The organism is Pseudoalteromonas sp. SCSIO_11900, assembly GCF_000576475.1.
Classification (GTDB): domain Bacteria; phylum Pseudomonadota; class Gammaproteobacteria; order Enterobacterales; family Alteromonadaceae; genus Pseudoalteromonas; species Pseudoalteromonas tetraodonis.
The window spans coordinates 2,525,144-2,547,743 of sequence record NZ_KK070023.1; the positions used below are offsets into that span (position 1 = coordinate 2,525,144).

The window sequence follows — 22,600 nt, forward strand, 5'->3', positions numbered from 1 at the left end:
CTGACATGCTTAAAACAGCAACTGCTAGGTTGAAGCCAAATGAAAAGCCAGTTGTACACTCAGATCAAGGGTGGCAATATCAAAACAAACAATATCAAAATCATCTCAAGGAAAAAGGGTTGCAACAAAGTATGTCTAGAAAAGGAAATTGTTTAGATAATGCGGTTGCTGAGAACTTCTTCGGCATATTGAAGAGTGAGATGTACCACAACGAAACGTTTAAAGACGTGAATGAGCTTATTGAAAACATCAAAGAATATATCGACTATTACAACAACGAGCGTATTAAGCTGAAACTAAAAGGCCTGAGTCCGATACAGTATCGAAATCAGGCCTTGGCAGCCGCTTAAAAATGAGTCCAACTTTATGGGGTCACTTCAGAATGCGGTTTTTTTATAACTAAATTCTAATTAAAGAATTGCGTGTAACTCAACGTCAAATACAAGTGTTGAGTAAGGTGCGATTGCAGCACCGGCACCACGTTCACCATAAGCAAGCTCATGAGGAACGTATAAACGCCATTTAGTACCTACTGGCATCATTTGTAATGCTTCAGTCCAACCTTTGATCACGCCACCTACTGGGAATTCAGCAGGTTGACCGCGCTCGTATGAGCTATCAAAAACAGTACCGTTTACTAAAGTACCGTGGTAATCAACACGTACTGTAGACTCTGCAGTTGGCTTTTCGCCTTCACCTGTTGCAAGTACTTCGTACTGAAGACCTGACTCAGTAACTGTAATTTCAGGACGTTTTGCGTTTTCTTCTAAAAATGCAATACCTTCAGCCGCCAATACTTTAGCTTCTTCCTCACGACGAGCTTGGATCTCTTCGTTGATTTTCTCAAATGCAGCTTGGATCTCAGGGATCTCTACTTGAAAAGCACTGCCTGCATACGCATCTTTCATGCCTTCAAATACTGAATTTAAGTTTAAACCTTCAAAAGGGTTAGCCTTAAGTTGCTCACCCATTTGTAAGCCAATACCGTAACTTGCTTTTTCAGCATCTGTAGTAAAATTATCTGACATAATGTGTTATTCACGTTTTGTTAGTTAAAAGACCCATATATGCTATCACAAAACAAAAGCCGTTTGGGGCTAGTTTTTATTGAGTTTTTCTTTAATTAAACCAATAGCAAAGGTACATACAGGTAAACTGAGCAAAATTCCAACAAGTAAGCTCATCGGCAATAATCCAGCCACGCCGTTCAATAAAAGAGGCACAGCCACTAAACCGATAATGCCAATGTAAAACGCGCCCCACACTGGCCAAAAATGATCGTATTTTGTGATTAAATGCCCGGATAAAAGATTAAACCCGATGCCATATAAGAAAGTCATCATCAGCGCATTATCTGGGTATGCATCAATGGCCATTTTTTGTAATAACGATATGGCACTTTGGTAACAATAACCAAACACAGTCCATAGCAGGATGTGCTTAAGTAAACGTTTAGAAAAGGATAACTCCGGGGACTGTGACATAATAAAGCTCCAGATAGCAAAAAACCGCCAATAAGGCGGTTTTTTAAATAATGGTGGAGAGATAGGGATTTGAACCCTAGAGGGGCTATAAACCCCTGCCGGTTTTCAAGACCGGTGCATTCGACCACTCTGCCATCTCTCCGTACGGCGCGCATAATAAGATCATACGCTTAGCTTGTAAAGCCCTATTTTACTAAAACCGCTTAAATAGTTAAATATTAATCAGGATAGTCATAAACCCTAGTAATATTGTTTAGGTCTGCGGGCAATCCAAGAACATACTAAACACACCAGTAAGCTGGCAGTTAAAAATGCAATACTTTGAAATATTAAATCGAAGCGGTTTAAATCATCACTTGGGATCACAACTAACACAAACGAAGGTAGGACGGTGAATAATAGAACATAGCAGCATATTTTAAAGGCTCTGCCAAAATCAAATCGTCGAGACTGTTGCATCCACCATGTTAGCAGTACTAGGACACCCATCGCAGTTGCAGCAATAAAGTGAGCTGCTTGTGTATTCATTGCAACATAAAATGTCGCAAGCGCGCCAACAACACCCCAGATTGACCAAGCAAACCAGTTTTCTTTTTCACGTAAAAATAAATTTCCCATCATTTTCGTCTTCTTTATCGTTATTATTGGTAAGACTTTCCATACATTACCAAAAAACAACCGATTAAAAAACAAACTGAAGAAGATTTATTGCGTATGGTGCTTCCGTGCGCTTCTCGCAGCTACAATATTAACCGCGGTAGTGTAACACGATTAACTTAATAAATTATGACTATGTTGAATATAAAAAGTTCATCCTATTGCTACAAAAAACTAAAATAGTTTTCTGGTTTATGGCGCGGTGACTTTTTACACTCAACTGCTGGCGTCCCTAAATACAAATAACCCACTATTTCATCATCATTGTTTAAGTTAAGCGCTTGTTTAACACTGGGGCTTTGTGCAAAGTATCCTGTGCGCCAAATACCGCCAAGCCCTTGTGCAAATGCGGCTTGTTGCATAGCCAGCACGCCACAGCCTGCACTTTGAACTTGTTCTATTCTTGGTACTTTTGGATGTTGTTGATATTTTGCAATGGCAATAATGATCATGGGTGCTCTAAGGGGTAACTCTTTAGCACGATTAATTACTTTTTCAGCTTGCTGCTCGGCCAAAGCGCTTTGATAATAAATTTCACCCAACTTATGACGTGCATCCCCTTGAACAATAATATATTGCCAAGGCGCAATACAGCCATGATCGGGAACTCTGAGCCCAGCCTGCTGAATAATGTTTAGTTGTTCTTCATTAGGGCCTGGCTCTGTCAGTTTTGCATCTGACTGGCGGGTTAATAAAAGCTCAATAGCATCCATTGTAATTACTCAAAAGACAAAACAATAGCATACCATTGAAACCCTTAGGTTAAAATATAATGGGCACCCCGCTGTTATTATTTGCTTATCAAGAAAGTACCAAGGTTAAAAAGCACACAAATAATATTGCAACCCAAATAGCCGTGTATTTGTGCCATTACAAAGTGGCGCTCGCCTTTTGCGTGTAATACCAATCCGCAATAATACTTAATCATTTTACGGGGCTAAACGTGTCGCTATCTGTGTTAAAAAATTCTCATTTAGAACAACTAAATAGCGAATTTTTTGCCTAGCTATCAACACGTTTTTCCAGCCTCAAAATAGATCACTTAATTAAGCGAATTGGTATAAATAATTAGGTTGAACTAATGAGAGGCTTTATAGATTTAATTTTGCCAGTTAAGCGTTGTAGCCGAGACACCATTGAAAATCGTAATAGCGTATTTATTAGTTATACAAGGAATGGGGTAAGGTAAAAAACAACAATATAAGGGTCTGATTATAAGTTAACTATCTTTAAAAAATAATCAGACCCGTGTACTTACTTAAATTGCATATTAGATACTGCGTGCAACTTGTAAGGCTTCGAATATAGCGCGCTTGGCATCAATAGCCGCTGCTAGTTTAGCGCCACCAATAACATGAACTTTGGCATTCTCTGCTTGCGCCTTAAATAGTTCGTCATTAGACACTTGGCCAATACAAGCAATCACAGTATCAACTGGCAATACTTGCGTTTCGCCAGCAACACTGATAGTTAGGCCGTTTTTATCAAAACGATGGTACTGGCAATTGGCAATTTGCTTAACGCCATGTTGTTTAGCAACTTGACGATGTATCCAACCGGTTGTTTTGCCTAAATCACCACCAAAGCGCCCTTCACTGCGTTTAAGCATATAAAGTTGACGCTCATCTTTATGAGGCTGAGCATCGCACTCTATTCCCCACTGGGTTTTAAAGTCGCTGATACTTTGTGATTTATGTTCACTTAAAAATGCCACCATATCAAAACCGATACCGCCTGCGCCTAAAATCGCAATCGAATTACCAAGTTCAACCTCACCGCGAATGACTTCATCGTAGGCAAAAACACGTTTGTCATCACTACATTCTATAGAGGCTTCACGTGGCCTTACACCCGTGGCAAAAACCACATCATCAAACTGGCTCAGCATACCGTCATCAAATGCTTTGCCTAATTCAACGGTGACGTTTAAACGCTTAAGTTCATTGGTAAAATAAGCCAATGTATGGTTAAAGTCTTCTTTACCTGGTATCTGCATGGCTAAATTAAACTGCCCACCCATATGCTGCTTTTGGTCAATAAGCGTTACATTGTGACCTTTTTGCGCTAAGTAGCAACTTGAAGAAAGCCCAGCAGGACCCGCTCCAACCACTAATACATTTTTAGCTGTTGCGGCTTTTTCTAGAGGGTAATCAAGTTCAAAACCCGCTTGTGGGTTCACTAAACACGTAGCACGTTTACCTTTAAATACATGGTCTAAACAGCCCTGATTACACCCTATACAAATATTAATATGTTCAGAGCGCTTGGCTTGATATTTATTAAAAAAATCGGGATCTGCAAGTAAAGGGCGCGCCATAGAGATTAAATCAGCCTCACCCGCCGTTAAAATATCATTAGCAATCTCTGGTGTATTAATGCGGTTTACGGCAATAACAGGCACGCTAATGACATCTTTCAAACGCTTTGACGCTTCTTTAAATGCGCCTGGGGGTACCATGCTTGCAATTGTCGGTACCCGTGCTTCATGCCAACCAATGCCAGTATTAAAAATATCAACACCTGCTTTTTCAAGTACAATAGCTTGTTGTGTTACTTCCTCAGGAGTTGAGCCATTAGGAATTAAATCGATTACAGACAGTCTAAAAATAATTAAAAATTTATCTGAAACTTTAGCTCTTACTGCTTTTACAATCTCAACAGCTAAACGCATTCTGTTTTCAAGACTACCACCAAACTCATCGTCTCGTTTGTTTGTATGCGGTGCCATAAATTCATTAATTAAGTAACCTTCAGAGCCCATCACCTCAACGCCATCGTAACCTGCTTTTTCTGCTAAATATGCAGAGTGAGCAAAATCTTTAATGGTTTTTTTGATTGAACTTAAAGACATAGCCTTAGGTTTATAGGGATTGATCGGTGCTTTTATAGCACTTGGGGCTTGATTGAATGGATGATAGGCATAGCGCCCAGCATGCAATAACTGCAGGCAAATTTTACCACCATGTTGATGAACAGCTTGTGTATAAGCACGGTGTTTAAAAACATCATAATAACTATTAAATGATGATGAAATAGGCGTTAACTTGCCGCGAAGATTAGGGCTATATCCCCCCGTAATGAGCATTGCTGTGCCACCTTTAGCACGTGCTTCATAAAAAGCACGTAGGCGTTTACGATTATGCCACCCCTCTTCGAGGCCGGTATGCATTGATCCCATTACTAAACGGTTGCGTAGTTGTGTGTGTTTTAGTTCTAATTTTTGTTCTAACATCCTGTGCCCCAATAACTGGTCTAACCTGTGTGCATTTAGTCAATTCTGCTTTAATGACCAACAATAAGCAATATATGAGCAGATTAAACTTAATAATTTTTTAACTTAAAACCTGTTGACTGCGTTTATCTTGACCAATAGCGTGAGTTAAAAGTAGTGACTACAGCCATAATTTCAGTAATTATTTATTAAATAAACACGTGTTTAATTTCAAGTGTAATTGAATTTATAAATGTTTCGTTACGATTTAGCAGTTAAATTTATTTATATTCTACGCTAAGATGGCAATAACGTTTTAGCTGTACCAATTTAAGGAGCTATTTTGATAGCAAAGGTATTTAAAGGTATATGGACGGGGATCAACTTCTCACGTCGTTTAATACTCAACGTATTGTTTTTATTTTTGGTCGTTATTTTTATCGTATCGGTATCAAGTGACGGTGATAAAATTATTGTCGAAGAGGGCTCTGTTCTTAGACTTAACCTTAATGGCCCTATTGTCGAAGAAAAAACCTATATAGACCCTGTTGAAGCCGCTATTAATGATGCAACGGCCAGTGCTGACTCACCCAGTGAAATATTGCTCGACGATGTAGTTGAAGTAATTAATCAAGCAGCACAAGACTCGCGTATAAGCGCTATTTTGCTTGATTTACAAGAAATGCCAAAAGCACATTTAAATAAGCTCAAACAAATTACACAGGCACTTGAAACATTTAAAGCAACCGGTAAAAAAGTGATTGCCTCAGGGTATTACTACACCCAAGCACAATATTACATTGCCGCACATGCAGACGAAATTGCGATGCATCCTTATGGTAGTGTGCTTATTGAAGGCTACGGTATGTACCCGCTTTACTTCAAAGACGCATTAGAAAAATTAGAAGTCACTCAGCATATATTTCGTGTAGGTACCTTTAAATCGGCCGTTGAACCGTTTATCAGAAACGATATGTCAGAGGCAGCTAAAGAAGCTAACCGCGTATGGCTAGGTGCTTTATGGAATGAATATAAGCAAGACGTTAGTGCTGTGCGTCCTTTTGATGAGTCAAACTTTGATGAAACAATGGATGTTTATTTAGCTAAAATGCAAGCCGCTAATGGTGATGCCGGTAAATATGCACTGGATAACCAATGGGTTGATTCATTAAAAACCAATCAGCAAATTCGCCAACAATTAATTGAATTGGTTGGAGAAAATGAAGATGGAAAAACATTCAAACAAGTCTCTTTTGGTGAATACTTAAGTTTAGTAAAACCGCCTATTGAGTTTGATAACCCTATGACTGAAAAAGTCGCTGTTGTGGTTGCTAAAGGCACTATTGTTGATGGTGAACGCCGTGCTGGTGAAATTGGTGGTGATTCAACTGCAGCCCTCCTTCGCAAAGCGCGACTTGATGACAAGGTTAAAGCGGTGGTTTTACGTATAGATTCAGGCGGTGGCAGCATGTTTGCCTCAGAAGTAATTCGTGCTGAAGTGCTTGCACTTAAAGCTGCTGGTAAACCCGTTATTGCATCAATGAGCTCAGTAGCTGCATCAGGCGGTTATTGGATTGCATCGGCGGCCAATGAAATTTGGGCAGCGCCGAGTACAATTACCGGTTCAATTGGCGTATTTGGTACCTTTATGACATTTGAAGATACCCTCGCTAAAATAGGCGTGTATTCAGATGGCGTAGCGACCACCGAATTGGCAGGTTTTTCAATCACTCGCCCACTTAACCAGAAAATGGCTAAAGTTATTCAAATGAGTGTTGAAGAAGCGTATGGACGCTTTTTAGATGTGGTTGCTGAGGCACGTAATATGACCCCAGAGCAAGTTGATAAAATTGCCCAAGGTCGGGTATGGATTGCCTCTCAAGCTCAAGAGCTTGGTTTAGTTGATAAACTTGGTAATAAACAAGATGCGATTAAAGCAGCTGCTGAGCTTGCTAAGCTTAACTATTATGACGTTAAAACAATTAAGCAATCGCTTAGCCCACAAGAAAAAATGCTTCAAGATATCTTCAGCAGTGCCGCCGTTAAATCAGTACTTGGGCTTGAAACACAAAAAACAGCAGTATTAGCCAGCCAAGCTAATCTGCAAAGTGTTATTAAACAATTAAGCAGTGAAGTAGAAAACCTAAAAGATTATAACGATCCACAAGGTGTTTATGCCCGCTGTTTAGAGTGTACAGTTGCACAATAGTGCCTTAACAGGCTGTATTGATTAGCAGTTAGCGTTATACTAAGCCCAGTTTTTTTACTGGGCTTTTTTATGAAACGTAAACGCATTTATATCGCTTACACTGGCGGTACCATAGGAATGAAAAAATCAATTCGTGGCTATATTCCTGCTGAAGGATTTTTAACCGAAACCGTGGTTAATAACGCAGAGTTTAATCGTGAAGAAATGCCATTATTTGATATTCATGAATACTGCCCACTTATAGATTCTTCAGATATGTCACCGACTCATTGGCAACTCATCGCCGATGACATAAAAAGTAAATACCAAGATTACGATGGCTTTGTGGTACTGCATGGCACCGATACTATGGCCTATACTGCATCAGCTCTATCGTTTATGTTTGAAAACTTAACTAAACCTATTATTGTAACCGGCTCACAAATTCCGCTATCTCAATTACGCTCAGATGGTCAAGTTAACCTCCTTAATGCCATGTATTTAGCGGCTAACTACCCCATTGCAGAAGTCAGCTTATTTTTTAATAATCAGTTGTTCAGAGGCAATCGTGCAACTAAAGCCCATGCAGATGGGTTTGATGCATTCGCCTCACCTAACTTAGAGCCGCTTGCGCTTTCAGGTATTAATATTCAGCTGATCAAAGGGCAATTAAGCCCGTATGTAGAAAATGAACTCCAAGTTACCCCTATTACACCGCAAGCTATTGGCGTGCTGTATTTATACCCAGGGATCAGCAAAGAAGTAGTAAAAAGCTTAGTTAATGGCAATATTAAAGCCCTCGTACTGCTAAGCTTTGGCGTAGGCAATGCGCCACAAGACCCTGAGTTTTTAGATATTCTGGATGAAGCAAGTAAGCGGGGTGTTATTATTACTAATTTAACCCAATGTTTAAAAGGTCAAGTGAACATGGGCGGTTATGCCACGGGTAATGCGCTGTTAAACATAGGCGTGATCAGCGGTTACGATATGACCTTAGAAGCATGCTTAACTAAACTGCATTACTTATTTAGTCAAAACCTAGAAATCGAAACAATTCGCCATTTAATGCAAGATAACCTGCGTGGTGAGCTGACCCGTTAAGTAATCAGTTAAGCGAATAACAAAAAAGGACGCTATATAGCGTCCTTTTTTGTTTACTTAGATTTTATTAACGAACTTTTGCGTCAATATCAACTAAGTCAGTTAAATGACACGTTTCACCACTGTGAGTTTTAATGCCGTGCTCACCAAAGTAATCACGCTGGGCTTGAACTAAGTGCCCATTACTTGGTGTTGTTAGCGTAGCTAAGTAGGTTTGTGTTGCACTAAGTACAGGAAACGCCAGACCCGTCATAACGGCTTGGCCAGTCACTTTACGCATCGCTAATGACTCTTTTTCAAGCGTGTCAATAAACTCAACGCCTTGCGCTACACTATCAAGGTAATCAGCACGGATAATACACCCTGCACGCCATGTTTGTAGCGTTTTCGCTAAATCAACTTTCCATTGATGAGTTCGTGAAGCGCCTTTAATTAATGCAAGTCCTTGACGGTATGCCAACAGGCTCGCAAGGGTAAATGCATCTTTAAGCTCGTCTAAATCAATATCTACTTGCGTGGTATTTTGTGCGCTGTACGTCATTTCTTGTGCGGCAGTGGTATTACACGCATTGGTTAAATGACGAGCTTGTACAGCAGCCACTAGCGACGGTACCGCAATACCTAATTCAAGGGCGTTTTGTGCTGTCCATAAACCGGTGCCTTTTGCGCCTACTTTATTGTCAATTAAATCTACAAGCGGCATATTATGCGAATTTTCAAGTGATAAAATATGGCTTGAAATTGACAGTAAATAGCTATTTAGCTGCCCTTGAGACCATTCGTTAAATATCTCTGCAATTTCTTTAGGTGAGCGATTAGTGCCGTGACGAAGTAGCTGATACACTTCAGCAATTAGTTGCATGAGTGCGTATTCAATTCCATTGTGAACCATTTTTACAAAATGGCCGCTGGCTGACTGGCCCACACGCGCAAAACACGACTCGCCTTTATAGCTTGCAGCAACCTTTGTAAACCATGGCTCGACACGCTCCCAGCCACCTTCAGAACCACTGGCCATCATAGCTGGACCGTGACGTGCACCCTCGGCACCGCCTGAAATACCCATAGTGGCAAATTCAAACTTATCTTGGTATTTGAGCTTACGGTTAATACCGTCTTTGTAATTACTGTTGCCACAATCAACAATAATGTCACTACACTGAACACCCGCTTCAATAAGCTCGTTGCAAACCGCATCAACTAACTCACCAGCAGGCACAAGTAATAAAATAGAACGCGGTGCTTCTAAACGCCTAACCATATCCCCTAGATCAGAGACAATGTGAAGTTTATCAGCCATGCCTTGTGATTTAGCACAACTTAGTAATTCTTCACCCGCATTTGGGTTTTTGTCATAAGCGACAAGCGTTATCCCTTTTTCAATCAAGTTCAGGGCAAGATTTTTCCCCATAACGCCTAACCCTACTAATGCAACTTGCATTTAGTGCCCTCCTCGGTAACAACTATTTGGTTAGTAAATTAAAATAATACCGCGTGCATTATACTCAGACCGCAGCCATGAGCAAAGCTACATGCATTTATTACAGTTAAAATAAACGCCGCAATTATATCAAACAACCGCTCTCTCAGGGGAAGAAATAGCAGTGCTATTTAAATTTTTAGATCATTGACGCCCTGTGACACCGGTGTCATAATGATGACATATTCATTTTGTATATAATAGTCGCAATGTTATAAAAATTGCATAAAACTAAAGATTGCTCTTTATTAGTAATCGCTAAAAACAAAATAACCGTCAACTTGCTTAAAAAAAGCACACAGGAGAATTTAATGTTAAGACGTACAAAAATAGTCGCGACACTTGGACCTGCAACAGATAGAGATAATAACTTAGAAAAAATTATTCGTGCAGGCGCAAATGTAGTTCGATTAAATTTCTCACACGGTGTTGCACAAGATCACAAAAACCGTGCACAAGCTGTTCGAGATATTGCAACTAAACTTGGTAAGCACATCGCGATTCTCGCTGACTTACAAGGCCCAAAAATTCGCGTTTCAACCTTCAAAGAAGGCAAAGTGACCTTATCTGTTGGTGCAAAATTTATTCTTGATGCCAAAATGGAAAAAGGCCAAGGCGATATTAACGCCGTCGGTATTGACTACAAAGAGCTACCACAAGATGTTGCCCCTGGTGATTTATTGCTATTAAACGATGGCTTAATTCAACTTACCGTAGAAAGTGTTGAAGGTCACTTAGTTCACACCATTGTGACTGTTGGCGGCGTACTTTCTAATAATAAAGGGATTAACCGTTTAGGTGGTGGCTTAACGGCACCTGCATTTACGGAAAAGGATAAGGAAGATTTAATCACCGCTGCTGAAATTGGTGTTGATTACATAGCGGTTTCTTTTCCTCGCAGTGGCGATGATATGCGTTATGTACGTTCATTAGCGGAGGCTGCAGGCTCTAATGCACAGCTTTTAGCTAAAATTGAGCGTGCTGAAGCAGTAGAAACACAAGAAGCAGTTGATGACATTATTTTAGCGTCTGACGCTGTTATGGTTGCCCGTGGCGACTTAGGTGTTGAAATTGGTGATGCTGCACTGATGGGTAAACAAAAACTTATTATTCGTCGTGCTCGTTCATTAAATCGTACCGTAGTAACCGCTACGCAAATGATGGAATCGATGATCGATAACCCTATGCCAACACGCGCAGAAGTTATGGATGTTGCCAATGCAGTACTTGATGGCACAGATGCAGTGATGCTTTCTGCTGAAACAGCCGCTGGTGATTACCCGGAAGAAACCGTTGCGACTATGGCGCGTGTTTGTTTAGGTGCTGAATCGCAAAAAGAAACACACGTTTCTAAACATCGTTTAGACAGCCGTTTTTCTTCTAATGCCGAATCAATTGCCTTATCAGCTATGTATGCAGCTAACCACTTAGACTCTGTTAAAGCGATTATCACGCTTACTGAGTCAGGTAGCACGGCAAAATTGATGTCGCGTATTAGCTCTGGACTGCCTATTTATTCACTTTCACGTCATGCAAGTACATTAGGTCAAACAGCACTATATCGTGGTGTTTACCCTGTATTTTTTGACTCTACAAAATGCGAAAAAGATAGCATGGTTAAAGATGCATTAAGCACACTCGTAGCCGCAGGCTCTTTACAAGCAGGCGATACCGTGATCATTACCCACGGTGATGCGATGGAAACTATTGGTGCAACCAACACGATGAAAATAGTCACGGTTTCGTAATCGTAACACGCATAAAAAACGCGAGCTAAAAGCTCGCGTTTTTTATGCTATTTATTAAAGTTAGCTAGCTAATGCTGCTTTTACTTTATCACGGTAACTTCTACTTACTTTAAGCTCTTGCCCGTTATCTAACACTAATAAATATTCACCACTAACCTGAGTTACCAGCTTGCTAATTTGTTTGGTGTTAACAATCGCGCTGCGATGAACACGTACAAATAGGCTTGGATCCAATTCTTGTTCAAGCTCTTTCATAGTTTTACGTAATATATGCGTTTGCCCATCTTGGCAGTGCAGACACATGTAATCACCTGCCGCATCTACCCATTGTATAGTAGCAACAGGTACTCTGACAATTTCCCCCTGCTCTTTTACAGCCAATGATTCAGGATAGCGGCGATCAGTTAAAGTATCGCCAGTGGCTAATTTCTTTAGAATTTCTTCGCAGTTATTACCTGTTATCCCTGCTACGAAACTCGCTAGTTTTTTCTTATGGGCGTTATCCTGCTGAGTTTTTAAATAGGTATGCACTTTTTCTACCGCCTGCTTTAATCTGTTATCATCAACGGGTTTTAAAATGTAATCTAAAGCATGAATTTCAAATGCTTTAACAGCAAAGTGATCAAACGCCGTAACAAACACAATGGCAGGTAAATCTTTACTGCTTTCACTTAAAGCACGTGCGACTTCAAAACCGTTCATACCAGGCATTTGAATATCAAGAAAGACAAGATCAATTTTTTCGTTTTTACAACTTTCAATCGCATCAAAACCTGAGCTACACAGTTTGATCACTTCAATATCAGAAAACTCTTCAAGCCTGACGGCTAAACCTTTACGTGCTAATGGTTCATCATCAACAATAAGCGTTTTTATTCTTGTCATTTCTTCACAGCCTTCTCAAACGGGACACGCAGATTAACTTTTAATCCACTTGGCGTATTATGTGATAATACAAACGAGTAATTATTTTCGTAGAGCGTTTTTAATCTGTCTCGGGTGTTTGCCACCCCTACGCCTTGTGCATTAACTAACTGACCATTTTCAATATCAGTGCCAGGCCCATTATCGCCCACTTCAAGTAATAATTCATTAGCAAAAACTTGCGCTTTTATATCAATAACACCACCTTCTGACATATGGGCAATGGCGTACTTAATGGCATTTTCGATGATCGGTTGTAATATTAAGCTTGGCACTAATGCTTGTTTGGCCTGCTCACTCACGTCCACATTAACTTGTAAGCGCTCATCAAAACGAACACGTTCAATTTCTAAATAGAGCATTAATGCATGTAACTCTTGCTCCAGCGGCACTTTTTTAATTGGATCAGTATTAAGCGTATAGCGTAAAAAGTCACTCAATTTAGATACCATCAAGTTAGCATCTTTATTTTCTTTTACCAAAACTAAGGTTGATATTGCATTGAGCGTATTAAACAAAAAATGAGGATTTAGCTGGTATCTAAGCATTTTTAACTGCGCTTCGTGCGCCATTGTGGTTGCTTTTAAGGCTTTTTGACGTTCACTTTGTAATAACTGGTAATACTTAACACCAAAGTACAAACCACTCCAACACAAAATAATATAAACAGAATCAAGTCCTTGTTGTAAATAATAAAACCATTCTTCAGGACGGTATCCGTGGCGATAAATTTCCCACAGGTTAAACTTTTGCACCACGGCCCATAATGTACCGGTTATATAAGAGGCGCCAAATACAACAATAATTAATACCCAAGGTGAGGCATTCCAAATTTTTCGATAAATATAACGCAGAGGCACAGTCATTAAACAGCCCGCATAGGCGTTTAGTAAAATAACGAATACGTAAATATCACGCATTTCGAATACTTTAGAACCAATGTAGTTAACTAACGCATAACCTATCCAGCCTGCAATTTGCAAAAGCCAGAAAAAACGTTGTCTGTTATCAATTAAAGACTGCCAATTCAAAATTAATTATTACCTTGTAAATTTGTCACTATTATATCGATTTATCGTCAGGTATAGCACTACCAACTGTCTTACTTTTTAATAGCCCTATCGCAAACAATAAATTAAATAAATACAGGATGGGTGCTCAGTTATGGTTTAGTAGTTACGTTGAACAAACTAAAACTCGTGGTGCAATTATTCCTTGCGGATGGTTTAGAGCGCATAAAAAAAGCGAAAGGCATCCACCTTTCGCTTATCAATGTTTACTTTTATTTTTTAAGCAAGCTTATCTGAAGCAACTTTATAAGTCGGATCTTCAATTACGTTCACTTCAACTAAGTCACGTGCTTTATGAAGTAGTTCTGTACAGTCTTTACTTAAGTGACGCAAGTGCAGCTTTTTACCCGCTTTATTGTATTTGTCAGCTAAGCTGTCTATGGCCTCAATCGCACTATGATCCGCAACGCGGCTGTATTTAAACTCAACAATCACATCTTTAGGGTCGTTCTTAACATCAAATAAATCAGCAAAGTTTTTAACCGAACCAAAAAATAAAGGCCCATGTAGCTCGTACACTTTTGAACCTTCTTTATCAATATAGTTAGTTGTGTAAATATGTTTTGCATGCTGCCATGCAAACACTAACGCAGAGACAATAACACCTACACACACCGCAATCGCAAGGTCGGTAATAACCGTTACACCCGAAACTAATACAATTACAAAAGCATCAGATAAAGGCACGCGTTTCATCATTTTGAAACTCGCCCATTCAAATGTACCCAGTACCACCATAAACATAACCCCAACTAATGCGGCCAGTGGAATCATTTCGATTAAGCTTGAAGCGAAGATAATAAATGCCAGTAACATCAATGCGGCACTAATACCTGATAAACGCGAACGTCCACCTGAATTAATATTGATCATGGATTGGCCAATCATGGCACAGCCACCCATTGCACCAAAAAAGCCACATGTGACGTTGGCCGCACCTTGGCCAATACATTCTTTATTAGAATGGCCACGGGTTTCTGTAATTTCGTCAATCAAGCTTAGCGTTAACAGCGATTCAATTAAGCCAATTGCTGCTAAAATAAGCGCATATGGAAAGATAATTTGTAGTGTTTCTAAATTAAAAGGCACCATAGGAATATGAAACTGTGGTAAGCCACCGGCAATGGTTGCAGCTTCATTTCCTGTCATGCCTTTTAAGAAATCAAGTACCGTACGTGCTTCTAAATCAAGACCAATCACTAAACCCGTTACAGTAACAATAGCAACCAGTGATGAAGGCACTGCGGTAGTTAATTTTGGTAAAAAATGAATAATTGCCATCGTTAGCGCCACTAAACCTAACATGATGTAAAGCGCACTGCCCGTCATCCACATTTGGCCGCCAGCACCATCAGGCACTTTAAACTGTCCAAGCTGGGCTAAAAATATAACAATCGCTAAACCGTTAACGAAACCGAGCATAACAGGATGTGGAACCATACGAATAAATTTACCGAGCTTAAATACCCCAGCCAATATTTGTAGTAGCCCCATCAGCAACACAGTGGCAAATAGGTATTCCACTCCGTGATCAAGTACTAAACTTACCATCACAACCGCTAATGCACCGGTTGCACCCGAAATCATACCCGGACGACCACCAAAAATAGCCGTAATTAAGCCCACAATAAATGCAGCGTATAAACCAACAAGAGGTTCTACATTTGCAACAAAGGCAAATGCAACAGCTTCTGGGATCAAGGCAAGTGCCACTGTCAATCCAGAGAGAATATCGTTTTTAGCAGAGCTTGGCGCTCTGCTGAGTAAGTTAAACATTGAGTTCCTCAGTTTTATTTCGCTAACAAAAAAAGCGCTAGATTTTATCGAATTAGCGCTCATTTCACAATTATAGTTAATTCAGCCTGTGTGTTTTTAGCTGCTTAGTAAAGTTTAAAGTGGCAGTGCTGTGCTTCGTTTAACACACGTCATGGTCACATTAGAATGAACCTCTTGTACATATTCTAAGCTAAGCAAGTTATCGCGTACAAAGTGCTCATAACCTTCTATGCCTTGAGAAATAATACGCAACATAAAGTCCATAGTGCCAGCCATGGTGTAACATTCAGTCACTTCATCATAGCTAAGTATTAATTTTTCAAACTCAGCTAAATTCTTTTTACCATGGTTTGATAAACGTACATGGGCGTAAACCAACATATCAAAGCCCAGCTTTTTTTCATCAAGCAATGCGACTTTACTTTTGATATAGCCATCTTGTTCTAATTTAGCAATACGACGCCAACAAGGAGACTGAGAAAGTCCGACTTTGTCTGCAATCTCAGCAGTTGATAAACTTGCATCTTGTTGTAAAAGTGCCAATATTTGGCGATCTACGTGATTTAGAGACATTTTATTTCTTATTTATCTAATAAATTGGTTAAATTATACAGCCTTTTTAAAAAGCAGTCTGCTTATTTTTAACAAATATGCACATCAACCAAACTGGCCACTTACAAATGGGTTAGTAGCCTGTTCATGAGCAACATGGGTGTTGTTACCATGGCCACTTAAAATTGCAGTGTTCGGTGGTAATGTCATGATATGTTGCACTATAGAGTCGATTAGCTGCTTGCTGTCGCCTCTAGGAAAGTCGGTACGCCCTATTGAACCTTTGAAAATAACATCCCCGACGATAACCGTATTGTGTGCTTGTTGATAAAACACAACATGCCCTGGTGTATGCCCTGGGCAATGAAGTACTTTAAATTCAAGCAGCCCAACCTTGATACTATCACCATGAGCTAACCATTCATCAGGATAGAAGGAATTGATCGGTTTAAAGCCAAACATAGTGGCTTGCATCGGTAAATTGTCGAACCAAAAACGTTCATCCTCATGAGGCCCAATCATTTTTACCTTGTGTTGCTCGCGTAAATTATGCGCAGCGCCCACATGATCTAAATGCCCATGGGTTAACCAAATCGCTGCCAATGATAAATTATGCTGCTTAAGTGCTGCATTAATTTTGTCAGCATCACCGCCAGGGTCAACCACGACAGCTTGCTGGGTTTGTTCACATACTATAATGCGGCAATTTTGCATAAACGGGGTTACGGGAATAGTGATTATTTTCATCTTATATTTCTTTATCTTTTTGCGCTGGAATAACTATATTCTCTTCGTATGACATTAAAATTGGGTATTTTAAATAAGCTTGATCATAAAATGGGCTATGCTCATATAACCAATTTAAACGTGCATCAGCGTTCTTAGCAAAGTCTTTATCCTGGTTTACTTTTTTATCAAATTCTTGGGCTAATTTTGGGTCATCAGCAAGCATTTTTTCAGCAAACGGTATCAAAGCATAATTTTCCATATATTCAGTGCGCTGAAAAATACTATTAAACTCCCCCCAAGCAAAAAATGAATCTGGTGCCTCAGGATGTAGCAAGTGGACAGCTAACTCTCCTACCTTTTGCTGTGTACTCACTTCAAACCAACCATCTAAATCCACATTTGTAGCTGGTACATAATCAAAACTAGCCGACACTCTAAAACGCCCTTCAAATGGCGCTTTATCAAAACTATATTGCGCTACTTTTGCCATTTTTAATGGCTGAGTGTTGGCACCACTGAGCTTATTAACTGACACCCCATGCAGGACTAATTTCTCAATAATATCGGTGTAAACAGGTGGAATAAAAAATGATTTTGGTACTTCAACCCTGTGCTGCACCTCTTTTTGCCAAAAAATAGGCAGCTTGTCATAATCTTGTTTTTTACCCAAATAGCTTACTTCTTGTTGATTTGACAATGGGCTCAGGCTTTTAGAATAAGCAATACCTTTAAACGCGATATGATCAGGCTGCTCAGAGTAACCACGCTTAACAATTAATTGCTTAGGAACAAATTCTTGTTCTTTTTTTACTGCATTAGCGAGTTTATCTTTATGCGCTGATAATGCTTCAATAGCACCATCTATAAACACATAAGTCCCTAACACGCGTTGTTTGTATGGCTTTAAAGAATGGTTTTCAACTAAAATGGTAGGCAATGACTTTAAATCACCCCACCCGTTTGAAAACCGCGGTGTGGCAACCCAACCGGCCAGCCCCGATTTAAATTCTTGCTTATCCATAACGAACACTAAAGGGCCCGGAATATGACCTTGCTCAGCGAGAGTTTGATCAATCACTGGTTTAAAATAACGGTTAAGCGCATCTGAAATGGCAGGCGACTCGCTAGCAAATACTGGGTTATAGCCATAGGTGACATCGTATTGGTAATCAGCCCCATCAGTCACATGTACGTCTATATATAAATTCGGATTATAATCGTTAATGACTGCAAGAACGCTTTTAACCTCGGGGGTATCTAATTTAGTGAAATCACGATTTAAATTAAGATTATTTGCGTTTGTTCTAAAACCCATTTTGACAGGGCCACGCTGATTAATACGATTAAACGCACTACTACGCTCGTGACCATCAACGTTTAATATTGGAATAAATAAAATGTTTACCTTTTTTAATATATCGCGTCGTTTACCCGTAGCAATATCTCTAAGCAACATAAACATTGCATCTTTACCATCAATCTCACCAGCGTGAATACCAGCCTGAATAAGCACGGTTGGTTTGGTGCTATTGGCCATTTGCCCCGCATTAAAAAAACCCTGTTCGCTGGCAATCAACATTTTTATTGCTCGTTTACTATTACTATAGCCAATCGTTTTTGATTTAAATTGAGTGGGATTCGCCGCTACCAACCTATCAACAAATGCCATGGTATCAGCATAATTAGGAGACGAGACACCCGCAGAAATTTCAAAGTCTGTGGTTAAAGGTCCCTGTTGTTGTAATAGTGAGGTACTACTACCTTCCCATGGTAATAATGGCGGTAAATGATCGCTATTTGCCATACTTGCAGATAAAACCAATAAACTTATAAACATATACTTCTCTAGCAAACGCATTAATTAAAAAAATTATAGCAATTAAAGCTTTTTAGATGCCAAAACTGCGGTGGTTCAACAAAAAAATGCAGCCAACTGCAGTTCCCTTTGATTATTTGCTCAAGTACTGATAAAAACATAATTAATATCAACCTTAAGAGCAACAATGAACATGCCTAAAATTCTGGTTTAGCTAATTTAAGTTAAATGGATACACGGCACTAAAAGGTATGACATAGCTAAAACAGTAAATTACAGGCACAAAAAAAGGAGCCATGGGCTCCTTTTCATTACTTATACAAAAACTTAAGCTGCCGCTAGGCCTTCTTTTGCTTTTGCTACAAGCGCTGCGAATGCAACTTGGTCGTAAACAGCGATATCTGCAAGGATCTTACGATCGATTTCTACAGATGTCTTTTTAAGACCATTGATAAAACGGCTGTAAGACAGACCATTTTGACGTGAAGCAGCATTGATACGTGCAATCCATAGTTGACGGAAAGTACGTTTCTTAGCACGGCGGTCACGGTAAGCGTATTGACCCGCTTTAGTAACAGCCTGGAAAGCTACGCGGTAAACACGTGAACGTGCTCCGTAGTAACCTTTCGCTTGTTTTAAAACTTTTTTGTGACGTGCACGTGCGACAACGCCGCGTTTAACTCTTGCCATTTCTAAAAACCCCTATTAAGCGAATGGTAACATACGTGAAACTAGACCATGGTCATTTTTATGAACCATCATCTTAGGACGTAGGTGTAACTTACGCTTAGAAGTTTTCTTAGTCAGAATGTGACGAAGATGCGCTTGTTTACGCTTGAAACCGCCAGAAGCAGTCTTTTTGAAACGCTTAGCTGCGCCTCTGTGACTTTTTAGCTTGTAAGCCATTGCAATAACTCCAATTGTATTGCTTTAAATTTAGTAAGAAGGCGTGAGATATATTGCTATAGCTCCACTTTAAAGGCCTAACTTACCGCTATGTTCCGGTGAAAACCCGATATAAATACCGCAATTTTACTTTAAAACCGGTTAACTCAGGTGGACATTTTCATATCACTTGCAAACCTGAGCTAAATTCGGTGCGTATTATCGCCTAATTATTACTTTTTAGCAACCGGTGCCATCATCATAACCATTTGACGACCTTCAACACGATTTGGGAAAGACTCAACAACTGCTAACTCTTCTAAATCGGTTTTAATACGGTTTAATAATTCGATACCAATTTCTTGGTGAGCCATTTCACGACCACGGAAGCGGATAGTTATCTTAGCTTTATCGCCAGCTTCTAAGAACTTACGTAAGTTGCGCAGCTTAACCTGATAATCACCTTCATCCGTTCCCGGACGGAATTTGATTTCTTTAATCTGGATTTGCTTTTGCTTTTTCTTCTGCTCTTTTAGTTCTTTGCTTTTTTCAAAGATGAACTTACCGTAGTCCATAACCTTACAAACAGGCGGCTCAGCGTTTGGACTGATCTCTACAAGATCAACACCCGCTGCATCAGCCATAGCTTGCGCGTCTTTTAATGACTGAATTCCAGCTTGTTCGCCGTCGATGTCGATTAAACGAACTTCTAGCGCTGTAATTTCTTCGTTAATACGATTTTTTTGAGCTGTTTGTTGCCCTTTCTTGCCGCCTCTAATGGTACGTTCCTCCAAGAATATCAATAATATAAGCGTGTAGTTGGCCGTTTGTGATTGCCCTACACGCTCGATTTTTACTGTCGATTTTTGATTTCTTCACTGATTTTAGCGATAAAATCATCGACATTAAATTTGCCTAGGTCTTCACCTGTGCGAGTTCGTACTGCTACTTGCTGTTGTTCAACTTCTTTATCGCCAACAACCAGTAAGTAAGGAATACGCTTAAGTGTATGTTCTCGGATTTTAAAGCCAATCTTCTCATTTCTCAAGTCAGCAGCGGCTCTAATTCCAAGTTTATTTAATTTTTGTACAATTTCCTGCACATAAGGTGCTTGTTTATCGGTGATATTCATAATCACCACTTGCTTAGGTGCAAGCCATGTTGGGAATAAACCAGCGTACTCTTCTGTTAAAATACCGATAAAACGCTCAATAGACCCTAAAATAGCGCGGTGTATCATAACAGGTGTGCGACGTTCGTTATTTTCAGCTACATAAGTAGCGCCCAAACGACCCGGTAATGCAAAATCTAGTTGCACTGTACCACACTGCCACGCTCTGTCTAAGCAATCGTACAAAGTAAATTCAATTTTAGGGCCATAAAACGCCCCTTCACCTGGTAAATAATCAAATTCAATGTCATTTGCTTTAAGTGCGTCAGCAAGTGCAAGCTCTGCTTTGTCCCACATTTCATCTTCGCCAATACGTTGCTCTGGGCGAGTTGAAAGTTTAACAACAATTTTTTCGAAACCAAATGTTTCATAGGTATCGTAAACCATTTTAATACAGGCCGATACTTCATCCATGATTTGCTCTTCTGTACAAAATACATGAGCATCATCTTGGGTAAAGCCGCGTACACGCATTAAGCCATGAAGCGCGCCTGATGGTTCATTACGGTGACAACAACCAAACTCTGCCATACGTAGTGGTAAGTCACGGTAAGATTTTAAACCTTGGTTGAAAATTTGTACGTGGCCTGGGCAATTCATTGGTTTAATTGCGTATTCACGCTTTTCAGATTCAGTGGTAAACATTGCCTCTGAATATTTTTCCCAATGCCCTGATTTTTCCCACAAAGAGCGATCCATCATCATTGGACCTTTCACTTCTTCGTATTGGTACTCACGTAATTTTTCACGCACAAAGTCTTCTAGCTCGCGGTAAATGCTCCAACCATCGTTGTGCCAAAATACCATACCTGGCGCTTCTTCTTGCCAGTGCCATAAATCGAGTGCTTTACCGATACGACGGTGATCGCGCTTCTCAGCCTCTTCTAAACGCTTTAAATACGCTTTAAGTTGCTTTTTATCGCCCCATGCTGTGCCGTAAATACGCTGTAGCATTTTGTTTTCACTATCACCGCGCCAGTATGCGCCGGCCACTTTCATAATTTTGAAGTTTTGACAAAATTTCATGTTTGGCACATGAGGACCACGACACATATCGATGTATTCTTCGTGATGATATAAACCTGGACGGTCATCTTTTGCGATGTTTTCGTCTAGTATTTCAATTTTGTATGTTTCGCCACGCGCTGCAAAAGTGTCGCGCGCTTCTTGCCAGCTAACGGTTTTTTTCACTACGTCGTAGTTTGTTTTTGCAAGCTGTAGCATACGTTTTTCAATGGCATCAAGATCATCTTGAGATAACGAATGTTCCATATCAATATCGTAGTAAAAACCGTTATCAATTGTTGGACCAATCGCCATTTTTGCATCAGGGAAAAGTTGTTTAACAGCATGACCAATTAAGTGCGCACACGAGTGGCGAATAATCTCTAGGCCATCGTCGTCTTTTACGGTAATGATCTCAAGACGAGAATCGTCACTAATTAAATCACACGCATCTACGCGTTCGCCATTAACACGACCCGCAATAGTGGCTTTAGCAAGACCAGGGCCTATATCGTTTGCTACATCAAGAGTGCTTACAGGGTTTTCAAAACTACGCTGACTACCGTCAGGAAGAGTAATAACTGGCATTATAAATCCTTACATACAGTGGTGACACCTACAATGTATCACGTGTATTTTTAATTAATTAAATGAGAATGACTCGACAACGCTTTTACGAATAAGCATTGACTATTTTTCGCCGTAAATGGCTAATGTAGATGCTGAGTCTGCTCAACTACAAGAAGGTTATTGTCGCGTGCTGCAGCATTAATTACAAGTTTTAAGCTATTAAAAACCACCCA

20 protein-coding genes and 1 tRNA gene are annotated in these 22,600 nt (G+C 39.9%); 4 read left to right on the forward strand and 17 right to left on the reverse strand.

Annotated elements, in window-relative coordinates:
- Positions 1–350, forward strand: a 350-nt coding sequence (locus tag BG00_RS17875) for an IS3 family transposase (protein WP_202807722.1), incomplete at its 5' end; no start/stop codon positions are given.
- Positions 351–410: 60 nt separating this feature from the next.
- Here the strand turns inward: BG00_RS17875 and BG00_RS11720 are convergent.
- From BG00_RS11720 to BG00_RS11745, 6 genes are all read right to left on the reverse strand, one after another.
- Positions 411–1,028: a BamJ family beta-barrel-assembly machinery protein gene (locus BG00_RS11720; RefSeq protein WP_008112467.1), complete on the reverse strand. Its 618-nt coding sequence runs from the start codon at positions 1,026–1,028 to the stop codon at positions 411–413.
- Positions 1,029–1,097: 69 nt separating this feature from the next.
- Positions 1,098–1,421: a hypothetical protein gene (locus BG00_RS11725; RefSeq protein ID WP_036983456.1), complete on the reverse strand. Its 324-nt coding sequence runs from the start codon at positions 1,419–1,421 to the stop codon at positions 1,098–1,100.
- 114 nt (positions 1,422–1,535) lie between these two features.
- A tRNA-Ser gene (locus tag BG00_RS11730) sits at positions 1,536–1,626 on the reverse strand.
- Positions 1,627–1,724: 98 nt separating this feature from the next.
- Complete coding sequence (locus tag BG00_RS11735; protein WP_024601029.1) at positions 1,725–2,102, reverse strand: hypothetical protein; 378 nt, start codon at positions 2,100–2,102, stop codon at positions 1,725–1,727.
- 203 nt (positions 2,103–2,305) lie between these two features.
- Positions 2,306–2,854, reverse strand: a complete 549-nt coding sequence (locus BG00_RS11740) for an NAD(P)H nitroreductase (protein ID WP_036982794.1) — start codon at positions 2,852–2,854, stop codon at positions 2,306–2,308.
- A 557-nt stretch (positions 2,855–3,411) separates the two neighbouring features.
- Positions 3,412–5,373 (reverse strand): oxidoreductase, encoded by a 1,962-nt coding sequence (locus BG00_RS11745; protein WP_036982796.1) that lies wholly within the window; start codon positions 5,371–5,373, stop codon positions 3,412–3,414.
- Between the two features lie 322 nt (positions 5,374–5,695).
- On the opposite strand from BG00_RS11745, the gene sppA reads away from it, so the two are divergent.
- Positions 5,696–7,561, forward strand: a complete 1,866-nt coding sequence (gene sppA / locus BG00_RS11750) for a signal peptide peptidase SppA (protein WP_036982798.1) — start codon at positions 5,696–5,698, stop codon at positions 7,559–7,561.
- 69 nt (positions 7,562–7,630) lie between these two features.
- Positions 7,631–8,641 (forward strand): asparaginase, encoded by a 1,011-nt coding sequence (gene ansA, locus BG00_RS11755; RefSeq protein WP_036982799.1) that lies wholly within the window; start codon positions 7,631–7,633, stop codon positions 8,639–8,641.
- Positions 8,642–8,708: 67 nt separating this feature from the next.
- On the opposite strand, the gene gndA is transcribed toward ansA, so the two are convergent.
- Positions 8,709–10,082, reverse strand: a complete 1,374-nt coding sequence (gene gndA / locus BG00_RS11760; protein ID WP_036982800.1) for an NADP-dependent phosphogluconate dehydrogenase — start codon at positions 10,080–10,082, stop codon at positions 8,709–8,711.
- Positions 10,083–10,432: 350 nt separating this feature from the next.
- On the opposite strand from gndA, the gene pyk reads away from it, so the two are divergent.
- Positions 10,433–11,869 carry a pyruvate kinase gene (pyk, locus tag BG00_RS11765; RefSeq protein WP_036982801.1) on the forward strand — a complete coding sequence of 479 codons (1,437 nt, stop codon included), beginning with the start codon at positions 10,433–10,435 and terminating at the stop codon, positions 11,867–11,869.
- 60 nt (positions 11,870–11,929) lie between these two features.
- Here the strand turns inward: pyk and BG00_RS11770 are convergent, their stop codons facing one another.
- From BG00_RS11770 to thrS, 10 genes are all read right to left on the reverse strand, one after another.
- Complete coding sequence (locus tag BG00_RS11770) at positions 11,930–12,754, reverse strand: LytR/AlgR family response regulator transcription factor (RefSeq protein WP_008110464.1); 825 nt, start codon at positions 12,752–12,754, stop codon at positions 11,930–11,932.
- On the reverse strand, positions 12,751–13,824 hold the full coding sequence (locus BG00_RS11775; protein WP_008110465.1) for a sensor histidine kinase: 1,074 nt from the start codon (positions 13,822–13,824) through the stop codon (positions 12,751–12,753). Before BG00_RS11775 ends, BG00_RS11770 begins: the two co-directional genes overlap by 4 nt.
- Before the next feature lie 258 nt (positions 13,825–14,082).
- Positions 14,083–15,639: a SulP family inorganic anion transporter gene (locus tag BG00_RS11780; protein ID WP_008110467.1), complete on the reverse strand. Its 1,557-nt coding sequence runs from the start codon at positions 15,637–15,639 to the stop codon at positions 14,083–14,085.
- Between the two features lie 114 nt (positions 15,640–15,753).
- The gene (locus tag BG00_RS11785) at positions 15,754–16,212 is read right to left on the reverse strand and encodes an Lrp/AsnC family transcriptional regulator (protein WP_008110469.1); all 459 of its coding nucleotides are present in this window, start codon (positions 16,210–16,212) and stop codon (positions 15,754–15,756) included.
- A gap of 84 nt (positions 16,213–16,296) precedes the next feature.
- On the reverse strand, positions 16,297–16,938 hold the full coding sequence (locus BG00_RS11790) for an MBL fold metallo-hydrolase (RefSeq protein WP_036982802.1): 642 nt from the start codon (positions 16,936–16,938) through the stop codon (positions 16,297–16,299).
- Between the two features lies 1 nt (position 16,939).
- Positions 16,940–18,757, reverse strand: coding sequence for a M14 family metallopeptidase (locus BG00_RS11795; RefSeq protein WP_036983458.1), 1,818 nt, complete (start codon positions 18,755–18,757; stop codon positions 16,940–16,942).
- Between the two features lie 306 nt (positions 18,758–19,063).
- Complete coding sequence (gene rplT / locus BG00_RS11800) at positions 19,064–19,426, reverse strand: 50S ribosomal protein L20 (protein ID WP_008110477.1); 363 nt, start codon at positions 19,424–19,426, stop codon at positions 19,064–19,066.
- A 15-nt stretch (positions 19,427–19,441) separates the two neighbouring features.
- Complete coding sequence (rpmI, locus tag BG00_RS11805) at positions 19,442–19,642, reverse strand: 50S ribosomal protein L35 (protein WP_004587840.1); 201 nt, start codon at positions 19,640–19,642, stop codon at positions 19,442–19,444.
- Positions 19,643–19,854: 212 nt separating this feature from the next.
- Positions 19,855–20,415: a translation initiation factor IF-3 gene (gene infC, locus BG00_RS11810; protein ID WP_008110479.1), complete on the reverse strand. Its 561-nt coding sequence runs from the start codon at positions 20,413–20,415 to the stop codon at positions 19,855–19,857.
- Between the two features lie 59 nt (positions 20,416–20,474).
- Entirely contained in the window at positions 20,475–22,385 is a 1,911-nt protein-coding gene (thrS, locus tag BG00_RS11815; RefSeq protein ID WP_036982803.1) for a threonine--tRNA ligase, read from the reverse strand.
- Positions 22,386–22,600 lie beyond the last annotated feature (215 nt).